At 38.8% G+C, this 21,394-nt stretch carries 16 protein-coding genes; 10 read left to right on the top strand and 6 right to left on the bottom strand.

Features of this window, described 5'->3' with window-relative positions:
- Positions 1–101 precede the first annotated feature (101 nt).
- Positions 102–560, bottom strand: a complete 459-nt coding sequence (gene creA / locus DK866_RS05670) for a protein CreA (RefSeq protein WP_176694743.1) — start codon at positions 558–560, stop codon at positions 102–104.
- Between the two features lie 220 nt (positions 561–780).
- On the opposite strand from creA, the gene robA reads away from it, so the two are divergent.
- On the top strand, positions 781–1,689 hold the full coding sequence (gene robA / locus DK866_RS05675) for an MDR efflux pump AcrAB transcriptional activator RobA (RefSeq protein ID WP_109408070.1): 909 nt from the start codon (positions 781–783) through the stop codon (positions 1,687–1,689).
- A gap of 44 nt (positions 1,690–1,733) precedes the next feature.
- Here robA and gpmB read toward each other — a convergent pair whose 3' ends face one another.
- On the bottom strand, positions 1,734–2,381 hold the full coding sequence (gene gpmB, locus DK866_RS05680; protein ID WP_109408071.1) for a 2,3-diphosphoglycerate-dependent phosphoglycerate mutase GpmB: 648 nt from the start codon (positions 2,379–2,381) through the stop codon (positions 1,734–1,736).
- Positions 2,382–2,432: 51 nt separating this feature from the next.
- Here gpmB and yjjX point away from each other — a divergent pair, with 51 nt between their 5' ends.
- Positions 2,433–2,969: an inosine/xanthosine triphosphatase gene (yjjX, locus tag DK866_RS05685; protein ID WP_109408072.1), complete on the top strand. Its 537-nt coding sequence runs from the start codon at positions 2,433–2,435 to the stop codon at positions 2,967–2,969.
- Positions 2,970–3,076: 107 nt separating this feature from the next.
- Here the strand turns inward: yjjX and trpR are convergent, their stop codons facing one another.
- The gene (trpR, locus tag DK866_RS05690) at positions 3,077–3,388 is read right to left on the bottom strand and encodes a trp operon repressor (RefSeq protein WP_072063739.1); all 312 of its coding nucleotides are present in this window, start codon (positions 3,386–3,388) and stop codon (positions 3,077–3,079) included.
- A gap of 100 nt (positions 3,389–3,488) precedes the next feature.
- Entirely contained in the window at positions 3,489–5,408 is a 1,920-nt protein-coding gene (gene sltY, locus DK866_RS05695; protein ID WP_109408073.1) for a murein transglycosylase, read from the bottom strand.
- A gap of 342 nt (positions 5,409–5,750) precedes the next feature.
- On the opposite strand from sltY, the gene ettA reads away from it, so the two are divergent.
- Together ettA and DK866_RS05710 are read left to right on the top strand one after the other, a co-directional pair.
- Complete coding sequence (gene ettA / locus DK866_RS05700; protein WP_109408074.1) at positions 5,751–7,418, top strand: energy-dependent translational throttle protein EttA; 1,668 nt, start codon at positions 5,751–5,753, stop codon at positions 7,416–7,418.
- 435 nt (positions 7,419–7,853) lie between these two features.
- On the top strand, positions 7,854–8,225 hold the full coding sequence (locus DK866_RS05710) for a hypothetical protein (RefSeq protein WP_109408076.1): 372 nt from the start codon (positions 7,854–7,856) through the stop codon (positions 8,223–8,225).
- Positions 8,226–8,430: 205 nt separating this feature from the next.
- Here DK866_RS05710 and DK866_RS05715 read toward each other — a convergent pair whose 3' ends face one another.
- Positions 8,431–9,228 carry an energy transducer TonB gene (locus DK866_RS05715; protein WP_109408077.1) on the bottom strand — a complete coding sequence of 266 codons (798 nt, stop codon included), beginning with the start codon at positions 9,226–9,228 and terminating at the stop codon, positions 8,431–8,433.
- A gap of 171 nt (positions 9,229–9,399) precedes the next feature.
- On the opposite strand from DK866_RS05715, the gene DK866_RS05720 reads away from it, so the two are divergent.
- The 5 genes from DK866_RS05720 to DK866_RS05740 all read left to right on the top strand — a co-directional run bounded on the left by DK866_RS05720 (position 9,400) and on the right by DK866_RS05740 (position 18,378).
- Entirely contained in the window at positions 9,400–9,948 is a 549-nt protein-coding gene (locus DK866_RS05720) for an RNA polymerase sigma factor (RefSeq protein ID WP_099074135.1), read from the top strand.
- Complete coding sequence (locus DK866_RS05725; RefSeq protein WP_244179653.1) at positions 9,938–10,966, top strand: FecR family protein; 1,029 nt, start codon at positions 9,938–9,940, stop codon at positions 10,964–10,966. Before DK866_RS05720 ends, DK866_RS05725 begins: the two co-directional genes overlap by 11 nt.
- Positions 10,967–11,069: 103 nt before the next feature.
- Positions 11,070–13,817 (top strand): TonB-dependent receptor, encoded by a 2,748-nt coding sequence (locus DK866_RS05730; RefSeq protein WP_109408078.1) that lies wholly within the window; start codon positions 11,070–11,072, stop codon positions 13,815–13,817.
- A gap of 63 nt (positions 13,818–13,880) precedes the next feature.
- Positions 13,881–15,590, top strand: coding sequence for an ABC transporter ATP-binding protein/permease (locus DK866_RS05735; RefSeq protein ID WP_109408079.1), 1,710 nt, complete (start codon positions 13,881–13,883; stop codon positions 15,588–15,590).
- Complete coding sequence (locus tag DK866_RS05740; RefSeq protein WP_109408080.1) at positions 15,580–18,378, top strand: M16 family metallopeptidase; 2,799 nt, start codon at positions 15,580–15,582, stop codon at positions 18,376–18,378. Before DK866_RS05735 ends, DK866_RS05740 begins: the two co-directional genes overlap by 11 nt.
- A gap of 151 nt (positions 18,379–18,529) precedes the next feature.
- On the opposite strand, the gene DK866_RS05745 is transcribed toward DK866_RS05740, so the two are convergent.
- Complete coding sequence (locus tag DK866_RS05745) at positions 18,530–18,946, bottom strand: DoxX family protein (protein ID WP_075671373.1); 417 nt, start codon at positions 18,944–18,946, stop codon at positions 18,530–18,532.
- A gap of 269 nt (positions 18,947–19,215) precedes the next feature.
- On the opposite strand from DK866_RS05745, the gene DK866_RS05750 reads away from it, so the two are divergent.
- Positions 19,216–21,234: an FAD-dependent oxidoreductase gene (locus tag DK866_RS05750; protein WP_109408081.1), complete on the top strand. Its 2,019-nt coding sequence runs from the start codon at positions 19,216–19,218 to the stop codon at positions 21,232–21,234.
- Positions 21,235–21,394: the final 160 nt, after the last annotated feature.

Genomic DNA, 21,394 nt, shown 5'->3' on the forward strand with positions numbered 1-21,394 from the left:
CAACAACTATTTTGAAAAAAAATACAGCTATTTTTTAAAAAATATTTTAAACCCTGTTCATATTAATTTTATTAATCATTAAGTTATCCAATTAATAAAAATCACTCTTTCCACGGCATAATAGGCACAGCACTGATCGCATTTTTTGGCGAGCCATCAATCACCTTATCGGAATAAGTTAAGTAAATCAGTGCATGACGTTCTTTATCGTAAAAACGGACAACTTGAAGCTTTTTAAAGACTAAAGATGTTCTTTTTTGGAAAACCACATCACCTCGGTTTTTTCCTTTAATCACCTTTTCACTTAATTCAATAGGCCCCACTTGCTGACAAGAAATTGCCGCATCCGCCGTATCTTCAGCAAGACCTAGACTTCCTGAGATCCCACCTGTTTTTGCACGACTTAAATAACAAGTCACATTTTTAACTTCAGGATCATCAAATGCTTCAATCACAATTTTATGGTTAGCACCAAAAAACTTAAATACGGTATCGACGTAACCAATTTCTTCCGCTTTTGCCATAAAAGAAAAAGGGAGTAAGATAGACACTGCTAGCATCTTTTTGAAATTTAACATATTTACTTTGTTCCATTGAAAAGATGAGAGAATATTAGGCCTAGAATAAAACAATCTTTTGCTAACTGATAGAAGAATTTGTGTACATCAGTCGCCGAAAAAGACTATATTTTACGACTGTCTAACAATATAACTTGTTATAGATGTTCAGGCTATTTACCATCTACCGCAATAAATAAACGAATATGACTAAGGGAGATGTATGGATCAAACCAACATCATACGTGATTTGCTCGCTTGGCTTGATAGTAACCTCGATAAGCCATTATCCCTCGATAATGTCGCAACCAAAGCAGGTTACTCCAAGTGGCATCTACAACGCATGTTTAAAGAAGTTACAGGACAAGCGATTGGTTCTTATATTCGTTCAAGGCGTCTATCTCGCGCGGCTGTTGCATTACGTTTAACGAGCCGCCCCATTTTAGACATTGCTTTGCAATATCGTTTTGATTCCCAACAGACGTTTACCCGTGCTTTTAAAAAGCAATTTGATAGAACTCCAGCACTTTATCGTCGTACTGATGAATGGTGCGCGGTGGGAATTTGTCCTCCTATTACTTTAGATCCTCAAAATTTACCAAAATGGGAATTTGTACAATTACCTGAGAAAAAACTTATTGGTATTGAGCAAACATGTAGCCATACACTTGAGCAATGGGCTGAAGCTTGTTCCGATATGCGCCAAACATTCTGGCGTTACTATATGAGCAAAATAAATGCGGTTCCTCACCAAGTTTATGGCCTTCATCATGCACAACATAGTGATGAACATGAAGATGAGCAACGTGTGCTTTATACCACTGCCGTTGAACCTGACTATGCGACATTTATTGAGGATGATTCAGCCCATGAAGTCTCATTAGCAGGAGGTGATTACATTCGCTTTGATTTCGAAGGTGAGGCAAAACGAGGGGCAATGCAGGAGTTTTTATTCCTGATTTATGGTGTTTGTTTACCTAAAATGGGACTAACTCGCCGTAAAGGTTATGACGTCGAAAAATACTATCTTAAAAATGTGCGTTACAGCAATGAGATGGTGACAGAGCCACAAGATCATATCGAACGCTTTGAATATTACATCCCCATTAAACGTGAAGATGTAACGGCATAAGAAAAAGCTCTCTTGATAGTCACGTCAAAGAGAGCTTTTATTTTTTAGCGTTGAACTTCATCTAATGCTGTATCAGTAAGATGACTCACATCTCCAGCCGTTTCAATCACCCAACCACTGGCAAGCCAAGGGCTGTTTTGATAATCAACACGAGAAATTGAACAATTACGCAGTCTTAAACGACGTTCTGCATATGCAGGTAATCCCAAAACGGTACTCAGCAAACATCCTAATGCAATACCATGGCTCACTAATAATGGGCGGCTATTTTCGGGCAAATCAAGGCACTGATTTAACGCAGCCTGCATTCGGCTCGCTAATTCTGCCATTGATTCTCCTTGGGGAATTCGTCCATCAGGTGTACCATCAATCAAACTCTTGCGCCAAGCCTCTTCTTGTGTCTTTAATGTTGCGATCTCTCGCTGTTCAAGAACGCCCATATTGAGTTCACGTAAACGTGAGTCAGTTATCACTTCACAACCACAAGCTTGTGCAATGATTTCTGCCGTTTGACGAGTACGGCCAAGATCGCTTGAGATAATGTGGGTAATACCTGCTGATTTTACTTTTTCAGCAACTTGCTGTGCTTGACGCACACCATTTGCTGTTAGTGGGCTATCAGATTGCCCTTGAATACGTCTCGCCACGTTCCATTCAGTTTCACCGTGGCGAACAAGATAGACCTGTAACATACATTTTTTCCGTTATACTGCTCTAATTTTTCAAAGGATGATTAATTCATTATGTATCATGTCATTGCAGCCACTACGAATCCAGCAAAAATCAACGCGATAAAACTCGCTTTTGAGCAAGTGTTCGGTAAAGATACCTTTGATATTGAAGATATTAATGTCGATAGCCGTGTTCCACAACAACCTATCGGAAACACAGAAACGAGAACTGGCGCACGTCAGCGTGTCATGGCAGCTCGTCAAGTTCGCCCTGAAGCAGATTTTTGGGTAGGTGTTGAAGCCGGTATTGAAGATGATATGACTTTTGCTTGGATTGTTGTCGAACATGGAAAAATTCGTGGCGAATCACGCTCTGCAAGCCTTATGCTACCAGAGCAGATCTTAAAAGGGATCCGTGAAGGCAGAGAGCTTGGTGATGAAATGGCTTTCTTGACTAAGATTGACAACATTAAACAACGTGGTGGTGCAATTGGTTATTTTACCGATGGCCTACTTAGTCGTACCTCTGTTTACCAGCAAGCATTAGTTTTGGCATTAGTGCCAGTAACTCATGATATCTATAAAGAACTCAATCAAAAAGAAGATTAATAATTAATCTGATATGTGTTTTTTAGGTAAATAAAGAAAGCAAAAAGCCATTTAATCATTTGATTAAATGGCTTTTTATCTTTCTAGCTCACATTATTATAATGCAACTATTTTTTCGTCATTAGCTCTTTTTCAAGCCATAACTTCACTTCATGTGGTGCCGTTTTTAAGCTATTAGAGCCTCTAGTAATAGTGGCGATACCAACGCCTAGCTCTTCTTTTAGCTCACGCTGACTTAAGTCTCCCCGCATTAGCTCTTGCACAATGCGTACTCGTGTCGCCAAAGCACTTCGTTCATCAGGTGTCATTAAAAGCTGTAAAATAGGAAAGTGCACATCTTGCTCAAATGCATGTTGTAATAACTCAACAAATCTTAGCCAGTGCTCATTCTCTTCAGGTGATAATGCAGGATCTTGCATCGTGAAAGCCTCTTTTTGCCACACTCATTAACTAGTACAAACTATATCATACTTTGCTAATGTACAAAGAGGCTCCCACAACAAATCGCCTTTTTATCCCTTAATAACGACTATTCCATTCATTCTCAGTTAATACGGGTTGTTGTTCACCCGCAAAATAACTATAAAAAACAGCAAAAGAGAGTACATTTTTGACATAACCACGGGTTTCTGCAAAAGGAATACTTTCTACAAACGCAATCGCATCTAGTTGGCCATTTGCATCAGATAACCAACGATCAACACGCGCAGGCCCCGCATTATATGCAGCACTTGCCAAAATACGGTTTTGGTTAAATCGCTGATAGACAGAATCAAGATAAGCAGTACCAATCTCAATATTTTTTACCGGATTTGTTAACTGCGCACTACTGACATAACCCGTAATACCCGCTTGTTTTACCGTAAATTCGGCCGTTTTTGGCATTACTTGCATTAAACCTGTTGCACCCGCTGAAGAGCGTGCTTGTGGGTTCCACGCGCTTTCTTGGCGAGCGATTGCCATTGCATAATTGCGGTCTATCGATTTATCTTTCGTGTATTGCTCAAACTCATTTTTCCAAGCAAGAGGAAAACGTTCTTCTAAGTGATCCCACATTTTTCCTGTAATAGTGGCTTGCACTGCTAAATCAGCCCATTTTTGTTCAAATGCATAGCGTGCTAATTCAGACTGCATTTGTGCAGGTTGTGAAGCAACATAGTTTGCCCACTCTGAGCGCGCTAAGTTATCCATTTGCCAATACATTAATTCACGAACACGTTGTACTTCTGGCTGATTAGGGATACTTGATGAAACACTCGGTGCCTTATCTATCACCATCACATATGGCTTACCTAATTTGCTCGCGGCAACCATTGGATAAAAACCACGATTTTGCGTCAGCGCTTCTAAAATAGCTTGTGCTTCGCTATTTTTACCTTGAGATTGCAATACCATTGCACGCCAATAACGCCACTCTTCCTTATTTTTACTTTCAGGGGAGAGCCTTTCTAACCACAATGCCAATTCAGCAGGTTGATTTTGGCTTAATGCTAGGCGTACACGACGTTCACGCAGTGTATCTGATGCGGTATCTTGAATAACGCTATCACGCCATTTCACCTGCTCAGATGTAGCATAAGGCATATATTGCCACGCCACAGTATCACGCATTAATTGGCGTTCACTAGCCGTCATTTTTTGGGCATGTGCGATATTATCCAGTTGTGCTCTTGCCGCATCTGCATCTTTTCTTGCCCAACGTGAAAATGCCGATTGTATGATAGAACGAGTGAAATCGGTTGGTGAAAGCGCGGTTGCATAGCGCCCAACTAAGTTTGGATAGTCTTGTAATTCAACTAAAGCATCACTAATCGTTTGATAGTTTTCTGGAAGGCGTCTTGCTAAATAAGCTGCAAGTCCTGTGTTTCCATTTTTAATGGCTAAGTTAATTCGTTCTAATACTAACTCTGGTGTTAATTGATTAGCTTTTTGCCATTCATCAAAAAGAGGATCACAACTTGATGGCATTGATGTGCCATTTAGCCATGCTTCTTTAGCCCCTATCCATGCGGTTTGAACATCGCCGGTTGCCCACTTGGCATAATAATAGTTACATCTAGCTGCTTTGGGATTCGGTGGATTAGGGCTAAAAGTCAATAAATTTTGCCATTCTTGACGCTTAGCCAATTCATTTACAAATAACGAAGGAAGTGCTTTTGCTGGTGGTAATGTTGGGTATTTCGTGACAAATTCAGTCACCGCAGCAGGCGCAATAACATCAAGATTATCGGTGATTTGGCGATATTCCAAATAAGGATAAAGTGGATAATTTTCTAATGTCGGGAGTAATTTTTCAACTTCATCTGTTTTTTTAAGATCCCATGCAGCTTTAATCTCTTGATAGCGAACACGTTGTTCACTTAATGAATCTGCTTGTGCCCATGTTGAAAAACACAAAGCCCCTATTGCGACTGCTAATGACCACTTTTGCTTAACCACGTAATGTCTCCCACCTCAAATAAAACCACCAAATACTGAATACATTAGCTAATATGATAATCATTAACAATGTAAGTTCCCCTCTTTAAGAGAAATTTTCATTACTTTCAGAAGAAGCACGAAAGGTAGATAAAAACCTCGCTTTTGACTAAGGTTTTCTTTTATAAATCGGGTATACTGGCGACTTTCATCATTTTCGGGTCTTTGGCAAATTACTGACATTGACTTTGCTATTGTTCATTTAGGTGCTCTAAAAACGCAGCTTAATTACAAAAAATTTGTTTTTATCGCGAAAAATGGCACCTCAGAGAAAATCTCTTTTATAATCAAAGGGTAATTATAGTGGCTCAATACGTTTATAGTATGTTGCGTGTCGGGAAAATTGTCCCACCAAAACGACATATCCTTAAAAACATTTCACTCAGCTTCTTCCCGGGCGCGAAAATTGGTGTGCTTGGTCTAAATGGTGCCGGTAAATCAACATTACTTCGCATTATGGCGGGTATCGATACTGATATTGAAGGTGAAGCACGTCCACAACCGGGTATTAAAATTGGTTATTTACCACAAGAACCAAAATTAAACCCTGAACATACCGTACGTGAAGCCGTTGAAGAAGCCGTTAGCGAACTAAAAAACGCATTAAACCGCCTTGATGAAGTTTACGCGGCTTATGCCGATCCTGATGCTGATTTTGATAAATTAGCTAAAGAACAGGGTCAATTAGAAGCAATTATTCAATCTCATGATGGTCATAACCTTGAAAACCAATTAGAGCGTGCAGCAGAAGCACTGCGCTTACCTGAGTGGGACGCTAAAATTGAGAAACTTTCAGGAGGTGAACGCCGCCGTGTCGCTATCTGTCGTCTGCTGTTAGAAAAACCAGATATGCTGTTATTAGATGAACCCACTAACCACTTAGACGCAGAATCTGTGGCTTGGTTAGAACGTTTCTTACACGATTATGAGGGAACTGTTGTTGCAATCACGCACGACCGTTATTTCCTTGATAACGTAGCGGGTTGGATCTTAGAACTTGACCGTGGTGAAGGTATTCCATGGGAAGGTAACTACTCTTCATGGTTAGAGCAAAAAGATGCACGTCTTGAGCAAGAAGCTGCAACTGAAGCTGCTCGCCATAAATCAATTCAAAAAGAACTTGAGTGGATCCGCCAAAATCCTAAAGGCCGTCAAGCAAAAGGTAAGGCTCGTCTGGCTCGCTTTGAAGAACTGAATAGCGTTGATTATCAAAAACGTAATGAAACCAGCGAACTCTTTATTCCACCTGGACCACGTTTAGGGGATAAAGTGTTAGAAATTAATAATCTAACAAAATCTTATGGTGATCGCGTTCTAATTGATGATTTAAACTTCTCTATTCCTAAAGGCGCTATTGTTGGTATTATCGGCCCTAACGGTGCGGGTAAATCAACGCTATTTCGTATGATCTCAGGTCAAGAACAACCAGACTCAGGTACTTTAGTACTAGGTGATACTGTTAAGTTAGCATCTGTTGATCAGTTCCGCGACAGCATGGATGACAGTAAAACTGTTTGGGAAGAAGTCTCTGGTGGCCAAGACATTATGCGTATTGGTAACTTTGAAATTCCAAGTCGTGCTTATGTTGGTCGCTTTAACTTTAAAGGCGTTGACCAAGGTAAACGTGTTGGCGAACTTTCTGGTGGTGAGCGTGGTCGTTTACACCTTGCTAAACTACTACAAGTTGGCGGTAACATGTTACTGCTCGATGAACCAACCAACGACCTCGACGTTGAAACTTTACGTGCATTAGAAAATGCCCTGTTAGAGTTCCCAGGTTGTGCCATGGTTATTTCCCATGACCGTTGGTTCCTTGACCGTATTGCCACACATATCATCGATTACCAAGATGAAGGTAAAGTGGAATTCTTCGAAGGTAACTTTACCGAATATGAAGAATACAAAAAACGTACATTAGGTAACGATGCTATTCAGCCTCGTCGCATGAAGTACAAACGTATGAGTAAATAATCGAGTTTATTTACGATACTTGATACTAAAAAAGCAGAGATTATTCTCTGCTTTTTTATATTTAATTAGCTTGAAATTTAATAAATATATTTAAAGTTTAAAATAGAAAAAATAAATTCTCATTAATCTAAAATAATCCCGAAAACACAGATATACCTCACCATTACTTAACGGATTATATTATGATAAGAATTAATTATTTTGAATTTTATAATTATCAATCTGAAATATTATTAGGTCATGTTATTCTAAATGGTATAAACAAAATCATCACTCCACTATTTAGAGATAATATTGATAAAGAAAATTTCTATCCTATTTTTATCACAAAATCATTTATAGGTAGAAAAGAACACCGATGGGAAATAAAAAGTTCAAAAATTCAAACTCTATCTGAGAATAATATTCTTATAAATATTTGGCTATCTCCAAGAAATGTTTCAAAAAGAAACTTATGCTTTATGTGATATGATCCAAACTGTTTGTGTTACGCGAATACTTCCTCCTTTATTTAAATTAAAAGGATACAATCAATATTATAGAAATGAGGATTATCGAGCTTCACTTTGTCGTGGAGATAAAAAATTATTAGATAAAGGGCTACTATCATCAATATCAAAAAATAAATTATATATAGAAATTGAAGAATTAAGAAAAACAAATAAAAATTTAGAATCAGAGTTATATTCTTTAAAAAATGACTTATTGATATTAAAAGAAATGTATATGTATAGCCATGAAAGCAATGCATTATATATTGATGAGGTTGATGATGATATTTTATCATACAAAAACTCTATTAGATAATTATATTGCTGTCATATTTTCACTATGATACTCTTATTTCGTTGGTGGGAATAAAAGAGGCGGCAATCTTCCCCGCGACGCTGAAAAATTGCGATGCCGACGAACACAAAGATTAAAACTAAAAAACCACCTTACGGTGGTTTTTTAGTTTCTGTTTTTTAAAATTATTTATTTTAATATGTAATAAATAATTATAAATAATAACTTAACTCTCTTGCTTATACTCAAACGTTAAAGGCGCAGTAAACGAAATATTACCATTTTCTAAACGATAGCTTTCAGGTGCGGGAAATGGCGAAGCGCGTTTAATCGTATTTAACGCTTCTCTATCAAGAATGCGATTACCTGATGATGTTTCCACTTTCGCATCTAACAACTCACCTTTTGCATTTAGCACAATAGAAACTTGTGTCACGCCTGTCGCTTTAAAACGTATTGCTGTTCTTGGATAACGTTTATACATCTCAATATGACTATGTATCAAACTTTCCCATCCCATTTGCCCACTTACAGAAGAGGAAGATAAACTATTAAATTGAGCACTACTGCTTGTATTAGAGCCAGAAATAGGCGCGCTTGTTACCTCCGATGGAGCTTCTGAGACAGGAAGATCATCAGGTACTTTCACCGCAACGGGTTTTGGCTTCACTACCGGTTTTACTTTCGGCTTTTCAGGAATACGCTCATAAGTGCCTTGTGCTACTACTGGCATTTTAGGTAAATCCAATACTTCTTTCACAGGCTCAGGTTCTGTCTCTGCTGGCTCAGGAACAGACATCACTTTCTCAGGTCCAACAGGAACTTCTTTTGTTTCTGCCTGTGCTAATTGATAGATACCGAGATCCATTGTCATCGCAGGTGGTAAAACGCCATGGCGTTCATCTTTAGAGGTTATCCAGCCAATAGCAACAACAACTAACGTTGCATGAAATAAAATACTGGCGGTTAATCCACCAATAGAAAATGAACCACGGCGTGAAAAAGTCGCCGACATACTACTCATAATTCTTGCCTCTGATTTTCTTTCTTGTGAATTATAGGCATAATATAAACACAAATGATATTGCTTATTATTAATAATACAATAAAAAATTAGCTTGATAATTATCATAACTTGTTCGCATGAGAAGCAGTAAGAGCTTATTATTTCACTCTTTTTTAGACACCAGAGATTATGGCTAGCGATAAATCATTGGCACAAAAAATTAGTTGTGCCTATCAATCAACCTATGGACAACTTGTGCGTTTTTTCCACAAACGTACGGGTAATTACCATGACGCAGATGATTTGTCTCAAGATGTGTTTACACTATGGCTAAACAGAAAAGAACAAACACCTGTACAAGAACAGCGTGCTTTTTTGTTCAAAATAGCGAACCACGTTTTGATTGACCATTGGAGAAAAAATCAAAAGCAAAAAGATATCTATCAGGATGATTGTGAACTAGATGACGCAGCTCAAAGTTATACCACGGAGCTTGATCCGGGATATGTCCTTGAGCATCAACAGCGTTTAGATCTACTTAGCGAAGCAATTGAAACATTACCTCCACGCCGTCGAGAAGCATTTGTTCTTTATCGTTTTGATGGATTATCACAAAGCGAAATTGCAGAGCAAATGGAAATCTCAATCAGCATGGTGGAAAAACATATTGCGGCTGCCCTATTACATTGCAAAAGATATGTCGATGCAGGACAGGAGAAATGCACGAATGATGAGTAAGCCGGAAAAAAACATACCGGAAACTAAACCTCACACAGATGAGGGAGCAGATCATCTTTTTTTAGAAAATGATGATGAATTACTCAATGACTCTATTGATGAGCAAGCAGCTCTTTGGTTCACCCGACAACATAGCCAAAGAATGACTCCAAAACAACGCCAAGAATTTAAAGAATGGATTGAAAATGATATAAATCGGCAAGCATATCAAGACATTGCGGGTATTTGGCGCCAATGTGATACATTATCACGACCAACAATAACCACTGTTGAAAAGAAAAAGCGTTCTCTTTGGCGCCCCGCTATCCACACTACCGCAACTTTTTGTCTACTCACTGTTTTATATCTCCCTTATAGTCATTTACCCGCATTACTGATGGATAATATGACGCTTGCAACCAGTGACTTACCGAAAGAGATGACCTTAGCCGATGGCTCTAAAGTCTATTTAGACAGGAACACGCAAGTCAGAGTCGCTTATGTACAAGAAGAAAGACAGCTATGGTTAGATAAAGGGCAAGCCTATTTCAAGGTCAAATCAAATCCTTATCGCCCTTTTTATGTTCATGCAGATACCCGATTAATTAAAGTTGTCGGCACTGAATTTGAAGTCAGCCGCTATAATGACAACCAAATTAACGTTGCTGTTCATGAAGGTATCGTTGAGGTTAAAGCAACTCCTAAATCCTCTCCTACATATTTGTATGCAGGCTCTCAAGCCACCAGCAAATTAACAAGTGACAGTTTTGTTATTTCTTCGGTCAATATTGATTCCGTGGGAAGTTGGCGTTTTGGTCAACTGCATTTCTTTGAACGCCCATTGAATGAAGTAATAACCAAACTCAAACCTTATCTTGATATCAATATTCAAATTTCCTCACCCGAAATTGCCAAAATGAAAGTCTCAGGGATCGCTAACATTAATGATGCCAAAGACTTTATTACCGCAATTCCACTTATATTGCCGGTTAATGTTGTTTTTACCGATAAAAATAATGCGTTAATTATCAATAAGTAAAAAGAAATATGAAAAATATTCTTTTTTACAGGTGAGGATAATTCTCATTTCACCCTCTTCCCTAGTAACAACAATTATTAAGTTAGTGAATGGGATTGGTGAAATGAAAATGAATAACAAAAAAGGGACCCTTAAGAGGTCTCTGCTAGCGTTGCTAATAAGTACCACTATTGCTGCACCTTGTGCTTATGCATCTACCGTTTCTGTGGCTTTACCAGAACAGTCTTTGGCTGATTCATTGAGTGCCATTGCAAAACAAGGGCAAGTACAAATTTTATTTGATGCAAATTCAGTTAAAAACCTGCGTGCTCCAGCACTTTCAGGTCAATTTGAAACACAAACTGCATTACAAAAAGTCTTAATTGGTAGTGGTTTAGAAATTATTCCACAAGGAAGTGGATTTGTTATTCGTCCTCTCGCCACGACTAACGCGATTGTCATTCCTGAAGTCAAAGTCACGGGTGTCGGTAGCAGTTATCACCCAGCTACCGATGTCATTTCCGCGCCACAATATATCACCGCAGAAGAGATAAAACAGCGTAATACTGGTGATGGAAACGTAACTGACTTACTGAAAAGTAACCCTGCTGTTCAATTTTCCAATAATGACAGCACATCAATGAATCAGGGTGAAATTAAACCTTCACGTATTTCTATTCATGGCTCTAGCAGTTATCAAAACTCCTATAAACTTGATGGTGTCAGTTTTAATAATGACTTTGACCCAGCAAACTCAGGTAATGGAGAAACCAACACTCGTATTAGTAGTGATGAGCAAGGTATGTATCTTGATAGTCGCTTAATTGATAGCGTCGCGGTTTATGATAACAACATTCCTGTTGAGTTTGGTGGTTTTACTGGCGGGACTGTCGAAGTACAAAGCCGTCGCTGGTCAGGCGAAACTCATGCCAATGCCTATTACCGCACAACGCGCTCAAGCTGGAACAATATTTTTACTGATCCAAAGCTGAATTTTGATACAGCTAATAATGATTTTAGTAACCCTGCTCGTTTCCAGAAAAAATATGATAAACAAAACTTTGGTGGTTGGTTTGAAACGAGTCTAACTGACAATACGGGGCTAATTTTCTCTGCATCACGTCGTGAATCAACCATTCCGATGATGATTAGTGCAGAGGGTGGAATTATCCTTACGCCAGATGGCCAGTTAGAACAAGTTGAACAAACGCCACACTATCGTGACCAAACCCGTACTTCCGATAACTATTTCATTAAATATTCGTGGGATATTTCAGAAAAACAAACCTTTGATTTATCAACAAATATCGCACGATACAAAAGCTATTTATTCTCAGGTTCAGTCTATAACTCAGGCTATGATAATGAGCATAATGGTTTAAGTTTTACTGCACTCTATAAGCATCAACTTGATCTTGGTTCATTAGAATTAACTGCGGGTTATCAAAACCTTGAAGATAAACGTTCTAATGATCAAGACTACTTCGTCACCATAAAAGACTATACCGATTGGCAAAACCCACAGCAGATAAGCAGTGGTGGTCAAGGCGATTTGAAAAGCAAACAAGAAACCTACAATGCCAAAAGTATCATGCGATTTAACCCAATTGAATGGGGCTCAGTTAGCCACCAGCCAACAACAGGGTTTGAAATTAGCCGTACTAAAGGCTCTTATGTTCGAGACAAAACCTATTACAACCACACCTATACTGGCTCTACATGGGGCGATGAGTGGATGGGTTCATTACAACAAACAACCCGTTTCTTAGCCGGTACACATGATGCTTCATATACCAACTACGCAATTTATGTTGACGATAATCTCCAATATAAGCGCTTAACTCTGCGTCCAGGTATTCGTTTAGATAGAGATGATTTTGTTCAAAAAAATAATATCTCTCCACGTTTAAGCGGAACTTATGATATTTGGGGCACTGGTAATACCTTAATTATTGGTGGCGTAAACCGTTACTATGGCCGTTCAATGCTGACTTATGCGCTTTATGGGGCACAGAACGCAGGCTTACAGCACTGCTACTTCTCTTGTGATAACGATAATCCAAGCGATTGGGAAAACCGTACCGACTTTGAAGGTGTTGATTCACTGAAAACACCTTATAACGATGAACTAACACTAGGCTTGCAACAAGAAATTGCATCAACCACTTGGCGTTTACAATACGTTCATCGTGAAGGTCGTGATGAAGTTCGTAGTGATACAAAATATCCAAATGACAAAGATAAAATAAGAATTCGCCATTTTAATAATAATGGACGCAGTACTCACGATACCTTAACGCTTTCTGTGAAAAACAGTCAGCCTTGGGAACTAGCACACGCCGATCATGTTTTTAATGCCTCTATTAGCTGGCAAAAAAGTAAAACAAATACGCCTAAAGACTCTGGTTATGCCAACTTCGATCCTAGTGCACAAGGGATGAACTACGACAAAGTATGGTATGACGGAAAAATCATCAATGCCAAAGACTTACCTTCTGGCAATTTTAACTCACCATTAAAAGTTACCGCTGAACTTACCAGTGTTTGGGATGATTTGGATTTGACTTGGTATAACCGTCTTCAATGGAATGGCGCTCGTTCACAAGCGGAGAAAGCCAATAATGGCTCCCCAAGACCAAGTGAATATGGCCCATTATTCGAATACAAAAAACGTAATTACAGCAGTCGTTTTTCTTGGGATACCAAATTGGGTTGGAAACCTGAATTTGCTTATGGCGTAGGTATCTCTGTTGAAGTGAATAACGTCCTTAACACTAAAAATGTAACTGACTACTTCACTTATCAAGATAAAGATTACAAATCGTATGAACCAGGTCGTCAGTTCTGGTTACAAGTCAGCTACGACTATTAATAAATTGACGAAGTTAATGTGAGCAACCAAGTCGATACACAATAAAAACATGACCAATAAGCAATGAAAACAATAAAACAATTTTTCTATTTAGTTTCACCTTTTTGGGGGCGGCGTGCCGCCCTTTACTGCTGGTTTCTATTGATTGTCTCTTTGACCTTAACCCTGTCATCCGTTTGGTTTAACGTCAAAATGAATGAATGGAATGGTAGTTTCTATAACGCATTACAACAACTTGATGGACAAGCTCTCTACAAGCTACTTCAACAATTTGTCATTATTATTGCAGGATTAATTACAGTCGTAGTAATGGGCGATTTCTTACGCCAAAAAATGGTTATTCGCTGGCGTGAAGGCATGACTGAACAAGTGCTCGATCGCTGGTTATCAAAAAACAGTAAACACTACATGTTAAGACTGACTTCTCAAGAGCCTGATAACCCGGATCAGCGTATTGCAGAAGATATTCGTTTACTGATTGAATCAACAATGCGTTTAACCGTGACATTTTTGCACTCGTTACTCACGCTTATCTCTTTTGCTACCATTCTTTGGTCACTGTCTGGCGCTATCTCTTTCACATTAGGAGGTAGCGAGTGGACAATTCCAGGGTATATGTTCTGGGCTTGTATTATCTATACCATTATCGGGATCACCATTACGCAGTTTATTGGCTCACCCTTGCGTAAGATTAATATGGATAAGCAACGCAAAGAAGCTGATTACCGTACTGCGCTCATCACCCGAAAACAACATGGCGATGCGATTGCAGGTCAACGTGGCGAAATCAGTGATCGCAATGAATTAATGGGGCGTTTTTTAGGGGTTATTCGTAACTGGAACAATCTTATCCGCTACGAAAGAAACCTTGCATTCTTCACTGTCGGCTATCAACAAGCCACTGCAATGGCACCGATTATTTTTGCCTTACCTAAATTCCTTGCTGGCGAATTAATGCTAGGGGGATTAATGCAATTAAGACAAGCCTTCTCTAGTGTTGCTGGTGCATTAAGCTGGTTTATTTTCTCTTATAAAGAGATTGCTGCATGGCAAGCAACAGTGACTCGTCTTTATAACTTCGTGGTACTTTTAGAGCATGATCATGAGCCAGAAGTCACAGATTTAAATAATAAACAGACTAAATTGAAGGCCAATCTTTCTCTGTTTATGCAAGATGACAGCCTGTTAATCCAAGATATTAACTTCTCTGTAAAAGCAGGTGAGTTAACCGTTATTGAAGGTTGTTCTGGCTTAGGAAAATCAACACTACTTAGAGCATTAAGTGGACATTGGCCTTATTTCAAAGGGGATATTCAACGCTCGCCAAATGTATGTTGGGTCCCACAACGTATGTATCTGCCTTTTGCACGTTTAGACAGTTTGCTCGCTTATCCTTGTCAGCCTAATCAGTTCTCCGCCAAAGAGTACGAAGAAGTACTTCATTTAGTGGGCTTAGACAAAATAAAAAATCAACTTTCACTAGAAACTGATTGGACAACACGCCTATCAGGTGGTGAGCAACAACGCCTTATTTTTGCCCGTTTATTACTCAATAAACCTGAGCTTATTTTATTAGATGAAACCACTTCTGCACTTGATGAGCAAAATGCATTAAACATGTTGCAGTTACTAAAACAACATCTGCCAACCGCAGGTATTGCCTTAGTCAGCCACCAGCGCTTTACACATGTGATTGCAGATAATGTGATTTCACTCAAAGCCCCTACCGTGTCCTCCTCTCAACCTGCTGGAGTTACCGAATATGTATCGTAAATTACTGATTATTTCAGTCAGTCTTTCACTTTTAGGGTGTGCGGCAAGCACTCCTAATCAAAATGACAAAAGTACGCTATTACTGCGTCCTGATGTCCGCCATTTTACCCTAGATAATGGTTTAGACGTCTACTTACTGCAACGCCCACAAACAGGTGTTGAAATGCGTCTATTGGTAAAAAGTGGTTCGGTTCAAGAAGATGAAAAACAGCTTGGTTTTTCACACTTTACTGAACATATGGCATTTAAAGGTACAACTCATTTTCCGGGAACAACGGGCTTTAAACAACTTGAAAGCCTAGGCATGAAATTAGGTAGTCATGTTAATGCCGCGACAAGTTTAAATGCGACGACTTATAAACTGTCATTGCCGAATGCAAACCCGATCCAGATTAAAACGGGATTAAAGATCTTATCTGACTGGGCATTTGAAATGACATTTGACCCTATCGAGTTTGATAAAGAGCGTCCTGTTATTGTTGAAGAGTGGCGTTTACGCCAAGGTATCGGTTTTCGTATTAACCGCCAGTTAGAAGAATTACGTTATTACGGTAGCCGTTATCTTGATCGTGATCCTATTGGCGATTTAGAAATCGTTAAGCATGGTGACGTGAAAGATGCAAAACGCTATTACGATACTTGGTATCAACCAGAAAGAATGGCATTAGTACTGGTTGGTAACTTTAATCAAGGTGATGCCATTGCCGATATCAAACAACTGTTTAACGCTAAAAATAGCGAAAACAAAGGAATTGATGATCCTTCTTGGCACAATTTTATCGACCATAAAGATCTACTGGTTAAAACAATTTTCGATAAAGAACAAGGTTCACGTATTTTACAATTCACCTTGCAACGTACTTTGCCAGCACCTTTAAACAGTCGACAAGGCCAATATGAAGATTTAATGGATTCATTATGGCTATCAATTTTAAATCAACGTTTCTCAACTATCGTTGATAATGGCTTAATGGCTTCTATTAGCGCTAATGCACAAGGCGCAATGCTAGACTCTCGTCGTTCACAACAATTGATGATTGCGCACCCTAAAGGCAACGATTATCAAGGTGCATTAGATATCTTATTTACAGAAGTTCAACGCCTAGCTTCTGTTCCAGTGACTCAAGAAGAGCTAGATAATGCCCGTAACGCAATGCTAAAACGCCTAAGCCAACAAGCTGCGGGTGAAGAGCGTTACGAGCACGATTATTTAGCCAACCAAATCACAACAGCCATTGAATTGGATATGCCAATTCAAACTAAAAAACAGGCACTAAATTTAAGCTATCAATTAATCAATAAAGTGACTCCTGAAACATTGTCAGCTTATTTTTCTCAATATCTAAAACAGTCATCACCACGAGTTGCTGTGATTGGTCCTGATAATGATGCTAATTTATTTAATGCAACTAAAGCAACACAACGTTGGCAAGAAATTAGACAGTCAAATCCAGGCGCATTTACCCTAAAAACACAAGCCGTTGTATTAGATATTAAACCTGAACTCACAGGTTCAATTGTTTCAACGCAATCACTCCCTATTGAAAAAACGCAACAGTGGACTCTGAGCAATAACGTAAAAGTAATTGTGAAAAATGACAGTTATCTCAAAGATAATATCCAAGTTTCACTGCGTATTCCTGGTGGTTCATCACTTGAAACAAATCAAAGCTTAGGCATGGTTCAATGGGCGTTGAAATTACCCGAAGTAAGCGGATATGGTAATTATAATGCGCGTGAATTAGCGTTATTTACCAAACAACACCAAATTAGTTTGCGCCCTTATAGTGAACTATTATTCCATGGTTTCCGTGGCGAAGCACCAATTGATGAACTAGAAACCTTACTAACCTTAATGCATCTAAAAATTACCTCTCCACAGTTTAACGGTGAGAAATTAGAGCAACAAAAACAAGCCATGGCATTAGGTATTTCAAAAACACCTGTTGAACGTACTTTCTTGGATAATATCAATAAAGAAAGCTATCAAAATGGCGAACGCTTAGTGGTTTCTCCGCAAGGTGCTTGGAAACAGTTTACTGCTCAACAATTACAGCAAACAAACCAAATGATCTTAGGACAACCGGCTGATATGACATTAGTTATCAGTGGTCCTGTCAATGTTAATCAGGTAAAACCTTTGATTGAACGCTGGGTTGCAAGTCTCCCGACACGCTCTGAACAGCGTCTATTCTGGGCAGATCCTGCCATTAATCCAAAACTGACTTCATTTAGCAAAACATACCCTATCGCAAGCAGTGATAAGAGTATGATTAGCATTCAATATGCAGCGCCAGCTCAATGGTCACAACAACAAGTACTTGCGCTAAATTTACTGGATACAGTGATCAGCCAACGTTTAAGACTCAACCTACGTGAAAGAGCAGGCGGAATTTATTCACTTGGGTTCTCTGAAATGTTAACGAAAGTACCTACAAGCTACTATACCGGTCGTTTAAACTTTACGGCATCACCTGAGCGTGCAGATGAATTAATCGCCCTTGCTCGTAAAGTCGTGAATGAAGTTAAGCAATCAGGTATTACAGAGAAAGAGTTACAAGAGGCTAAAAATATCTGGCTAACTGAAAATTCACAGGTAAATGACAGTGCAAGTTATTGGACAGAGGCGCTTGCTCAAGTTGCAACTGATGACCAACAGTATCAGCGCTTACTCACTGATCCTGCCATTATAAAAACATTAAGTGTTAACGACATAAACCAAGTAGCTCGCCAATGGTTAGGTGAAAATGAAAAGGTCTTTAAGTTAACGCCAGCAACTCAAAAATAAACATGACTTAGGTTTAAACCGATAAGCCATAAAGTTGCTTAAAATAAAACGCCCAGATCGAGTCTGCATATAGCGTGAGATCTGGGCGTTTGTTCATCAATTTTAATCAAGTTACAGCAATTAAATTCAAATTTATTGACTATTAAATTTATTAATCTTTTTTAACTGCAAAACGACCACTACCTAAAAACATCACAGCAATCGCAGCGAATAGATAGAAACCTGCACTTTCTGGTGCCCATCCCCCTGTTTTAGGATTTAATGCAAATAAATCACCAGAGTGAACCATTAAGACAGCAACAAACATTGTACCTGCTAAAACAAGTGCCGACGCACGAGTAAATAGACCGATAATCAATAAGATAGGCGCAACAACTTCCCCAATCACCGTACCATAGGCAATAAAAGCAGGTAGATTAAAATTAGCTAACATTCCTTGAATACCAGCTAATCCACCTGGTTCCATCTTATGAAGCCCATGTAATAACATTAAAACCCCAAGAGAAACACGTAATACAAGTTTACCTAAGTCAGAACAGTCAACAAGTTGATTAAATTTATTAATCATAACGTCTCCAAATTCAAAATAGTGATGTGTGTTTTTAATACATATTAATAGGTACACTACATTATATGATGAAATATTATGAATGAGTGTGATTTTTATTATCACTATTTGTTCTCATTAAGTAATCACTTAGATTATTATTGCTTTATAACGTGCTATTCACCTTTTCCATGATTAAGATCACAACTTGTTAACATAATGAACTCTTAATCACTCACTTCTCGTTATGCTATAGATATCTCATCTGACCAGTCTAAAAAGGGTATCTGATGGCACATTATTCTCATCTATTTTCTCCCCTTGATTTAGGGTTTACTGTACTAAAAAACCGAATATTAATGGGCTCTATGCATACTGGTCTTGAAGAAGATCCTAAAGATGCCCCAAAGCTTGCACAATTTTATGCACAAAGAGCCGCCGCAGGCGTTGCACTTATTGTCACAGGCGGGATATCACCTAATAAGCAAGGTGTATTATTGCCGCACGCCGCAACATTAATGTCTGACTCCCAGCTTGCACCGCATCAATTGGTTACTGATGCCGTTCATCAGCAAGGTGGTAAAATTGCTTTACAGATCTTGCATACTGGTCGCTATAGTTACCAACCTAATTTGGTAGCGCCTTCTGCTATTCAATCACCAATAACCCCTTTTATGCCAAAAGAAATGAGTCATGAACAAATCGAACAAACTATTGATGACTACATTCACTGCGCTCAATTAGCTCAAAAGGCAGGCTATGATGGTGTTGAGATAATGGGATCTGAAGGCTATTTAATTAATCAGTTTTTAGTCAGACATACGAATCAGCGAGACGATCAATGGGGTGGTAACATTGAAAATCGTTGTCGCTTCGCTTTACGTATTCTTAAAGGAATAAAAAAAGCCGTTGGTGAGCAATTTATTATTATTTATCGCCTTTCTATGCTGGATTTAATTAAAAATGGTTCAGATGCATCAGAGGTTGTTTATCTTGCCAAAGCAGTTGAAAAAGCGGGTGCCACAATGATCAATACAGGGATTGGCTGGCATGAAGCTCGAATTCCAACGATAGCGACGATGGTGCCAAGAGGCCAATTTGCAAATGTAACACGCGAATTAATGGGCAAAGTAAATATTCCTCTTATTACATCAAACCGCATTAACACACCACAAACTGCAGAAGCTATTTTAGCGGAAGGCTGTGCCGACATGGTTTCAATGGCACGCCCTTTTCTTGCAGATCCTGAGTTCGTTCTAAAAGCACAACTAGGACGTGAAGATGAAATTAATACCTGTATTGCTTGCAATCAAGCGTGTCTTGATGAAATATTTTCAGGGCAAACAGCATCTTGCTTAGTCAATCCTTTGGCTTGTCGAGAAACCGAACTTCTGGTTATTCCAACCCAACAACCTAAAAAACTCGCAGTTGTTGGCGCGGGGCCTGCGGGATTATCTTTTGCTATAACAGCGGCTAAACGTGGTCACCATGTAACACTCTTTGAAAAAGAAGATGTTATTGGTGGGCAGTTGAATATTGCTAGCCAAATTCCCGGAAAAGAAGAATTTAAGGAAACCTTACGTTACTTTAAACGGCAGTTAGAACTCACTGGTGTGATTGTTAAAAATAATACTGAAGCCACTCCTCATCATCTTAAACACTTTGATGAGATTGTTTTGGCCAGTGGTGTAACACCGCACCTTCCTGATATAGAAGGCCGAGATAATACGATTGTTAAAACTTATTTGGATGTTTTAAAGCACCATCAACCTGTAGGTAAAAACGTAGTGATTATTGGTAGCGGAGGTATTGGCTTTGATACCGGTCTCTATCTTACACAAAAAGGGCAATGCAGTAGCCTAAGCCCCTGTGCTTTTAACAAAGAATGGGGCATTGATCCAACGCTTTCATATCGTGGCGGTATAAAACCTGAAAATCACTTAAAAGATGATAATAAACAAATTATTATGACTCAACGTAAAGCTGGAAAGATAGGATTGAATTTAGGTAAAACAACTGGTTGGATACATCGACTAACATTAGAGAAAAAAGGCGTTAAATTCTTAACACATTGCCATTATCAAAAAATTACGCCAGAAGGTCTTGTTATTGAACAAGATGGAAAACAACAACTTCTTGTGGCCGATAACATTATATTATGTACAGGGCAACGCGCTTATCATCCTTTGCTTACTTCTTTAGAAAATAGCCATACAAAAGTCCATCTTATCGGCGGTGCTAAAGATGCCAGCGCATTAGATGCAAAACGTGCTATTAGACAAGGAACAGAATTAGCTCTCAATATTTAATTCTTTTTCGGTGCTTGAGCAAAAAGAAACCCCACATAAAAATGAACTGCACCCCAAAAGTTGGACACCAACTTTGGGGTGTTTTTCTATGGCTAAATATTCTCTTGATTTTAAACTAAATGTGATTAATTTTTATCTCGAAGGCAATGGTTTTCTATCA

It is taken from the genome of Proteus genomosp. 4 str. ATCC 51469 (assembly GCF_003144375.1).
Taxonomy (GTDB): domain Bacteria; phylum Pseudomonadota; class Gammaproteobacteria; order Enterobacterales; family Enterobacteriaceae; genus Proteus.

Bases quoted from the DNA above. Each gene is read 5' to 3' on its own strand.
- creA (WP_176694743.1), bottom strand. From the start codon at position 560: ATGCTAGCAGTGTCTATCTTACTCCCTTTTTCTTTTATGGCAAAAGCG.
- robA (WP_109408070.1), top strand. From the start codon at position 781: ATGGATCAAACCAACATCATACGTGATTTGCTCGCTTGGCTTGATAGT.
- gpmB (WP_109408071.1), bottom strand. From the start codon at position 2,381: ATGTTACAGGTCTATCTTGTTCGCCACGGTGAAACTGAATGGAACGTG.
- yjjX (WP_109408072.1), top strand. From the start codon at position 2,433: ATGTATCATGTCATTGCAGCCACTACGAATCCAGCAAAAATCAACGCG.
- trpR (WP_072063739.1), bottom strand. From the start codon at position 3,388: ATGCAAGATCCTGCATTATCACCTGAAGAGAATGAGCACTGGCTAAGA.
- DK866_RS05710 (WP_109408076.1), top strand. From the start codon at position 7,854: ATGTTTCAAAAAGAAACTTATGCTTTATGTGATATGATCCAAACTGTT.
- DK866_RS05715 (WP_109408077.1), bottom strand. From the start codon at position 9,228: ATGAGTAGTATGTCGGCGACTTTTTCACGCCGTGGTTCATTTTCTATT.
- DK866_RS05720 (WP_099074135.1), top strand. From the start codon at position 9,400: ATGGCTAGCGATAAATCATTGGCACAAAAAATTAGTTGTGCCTATCAA.
- DK866_RS05725 (WP_244179653.1), top strand. From the start codon at position 9,938: ATGATGAGTAAGCCGGAAAAAAACATACCGGAAACTAAACCTCACACA.
- DK866_RS05730 (WP_109408078.1), top strand. From the start codon at position 11,070: ATGAAAATGAATAACAAAAAAGGGACCCTTAAGAGGTCTCTGCTAGCG.
- DK866_RS05735 (WP_109408079.1), top strand. From the start codon at position 13,881: ATGAAAACAATAAAACAATTTTTCTATTTAGTTTCACCTTTTTGGGGG.
- DK866_RS05740 (WP_109408080.1), top strand. From the start codon at position 15,580: ATGTATCGTAAATTACTGATTATTTCAGTCAGTCTTTCACTTTTAGGG.
- DK866_RS05745 (WP_075671373.1), bottom strand. From the start codon at position 18,946: ATGATTAATAAATTTAATCAACTTGTTGACTGTTCTGACTTAGGTAAA.
- DK866_RS05750 (WP_109408081.1), top strand. From the start codon at position 19,216: ATGGCACATTATTCTCATCTATTTTCTCCCCTTGATTTAGGGTTTACT.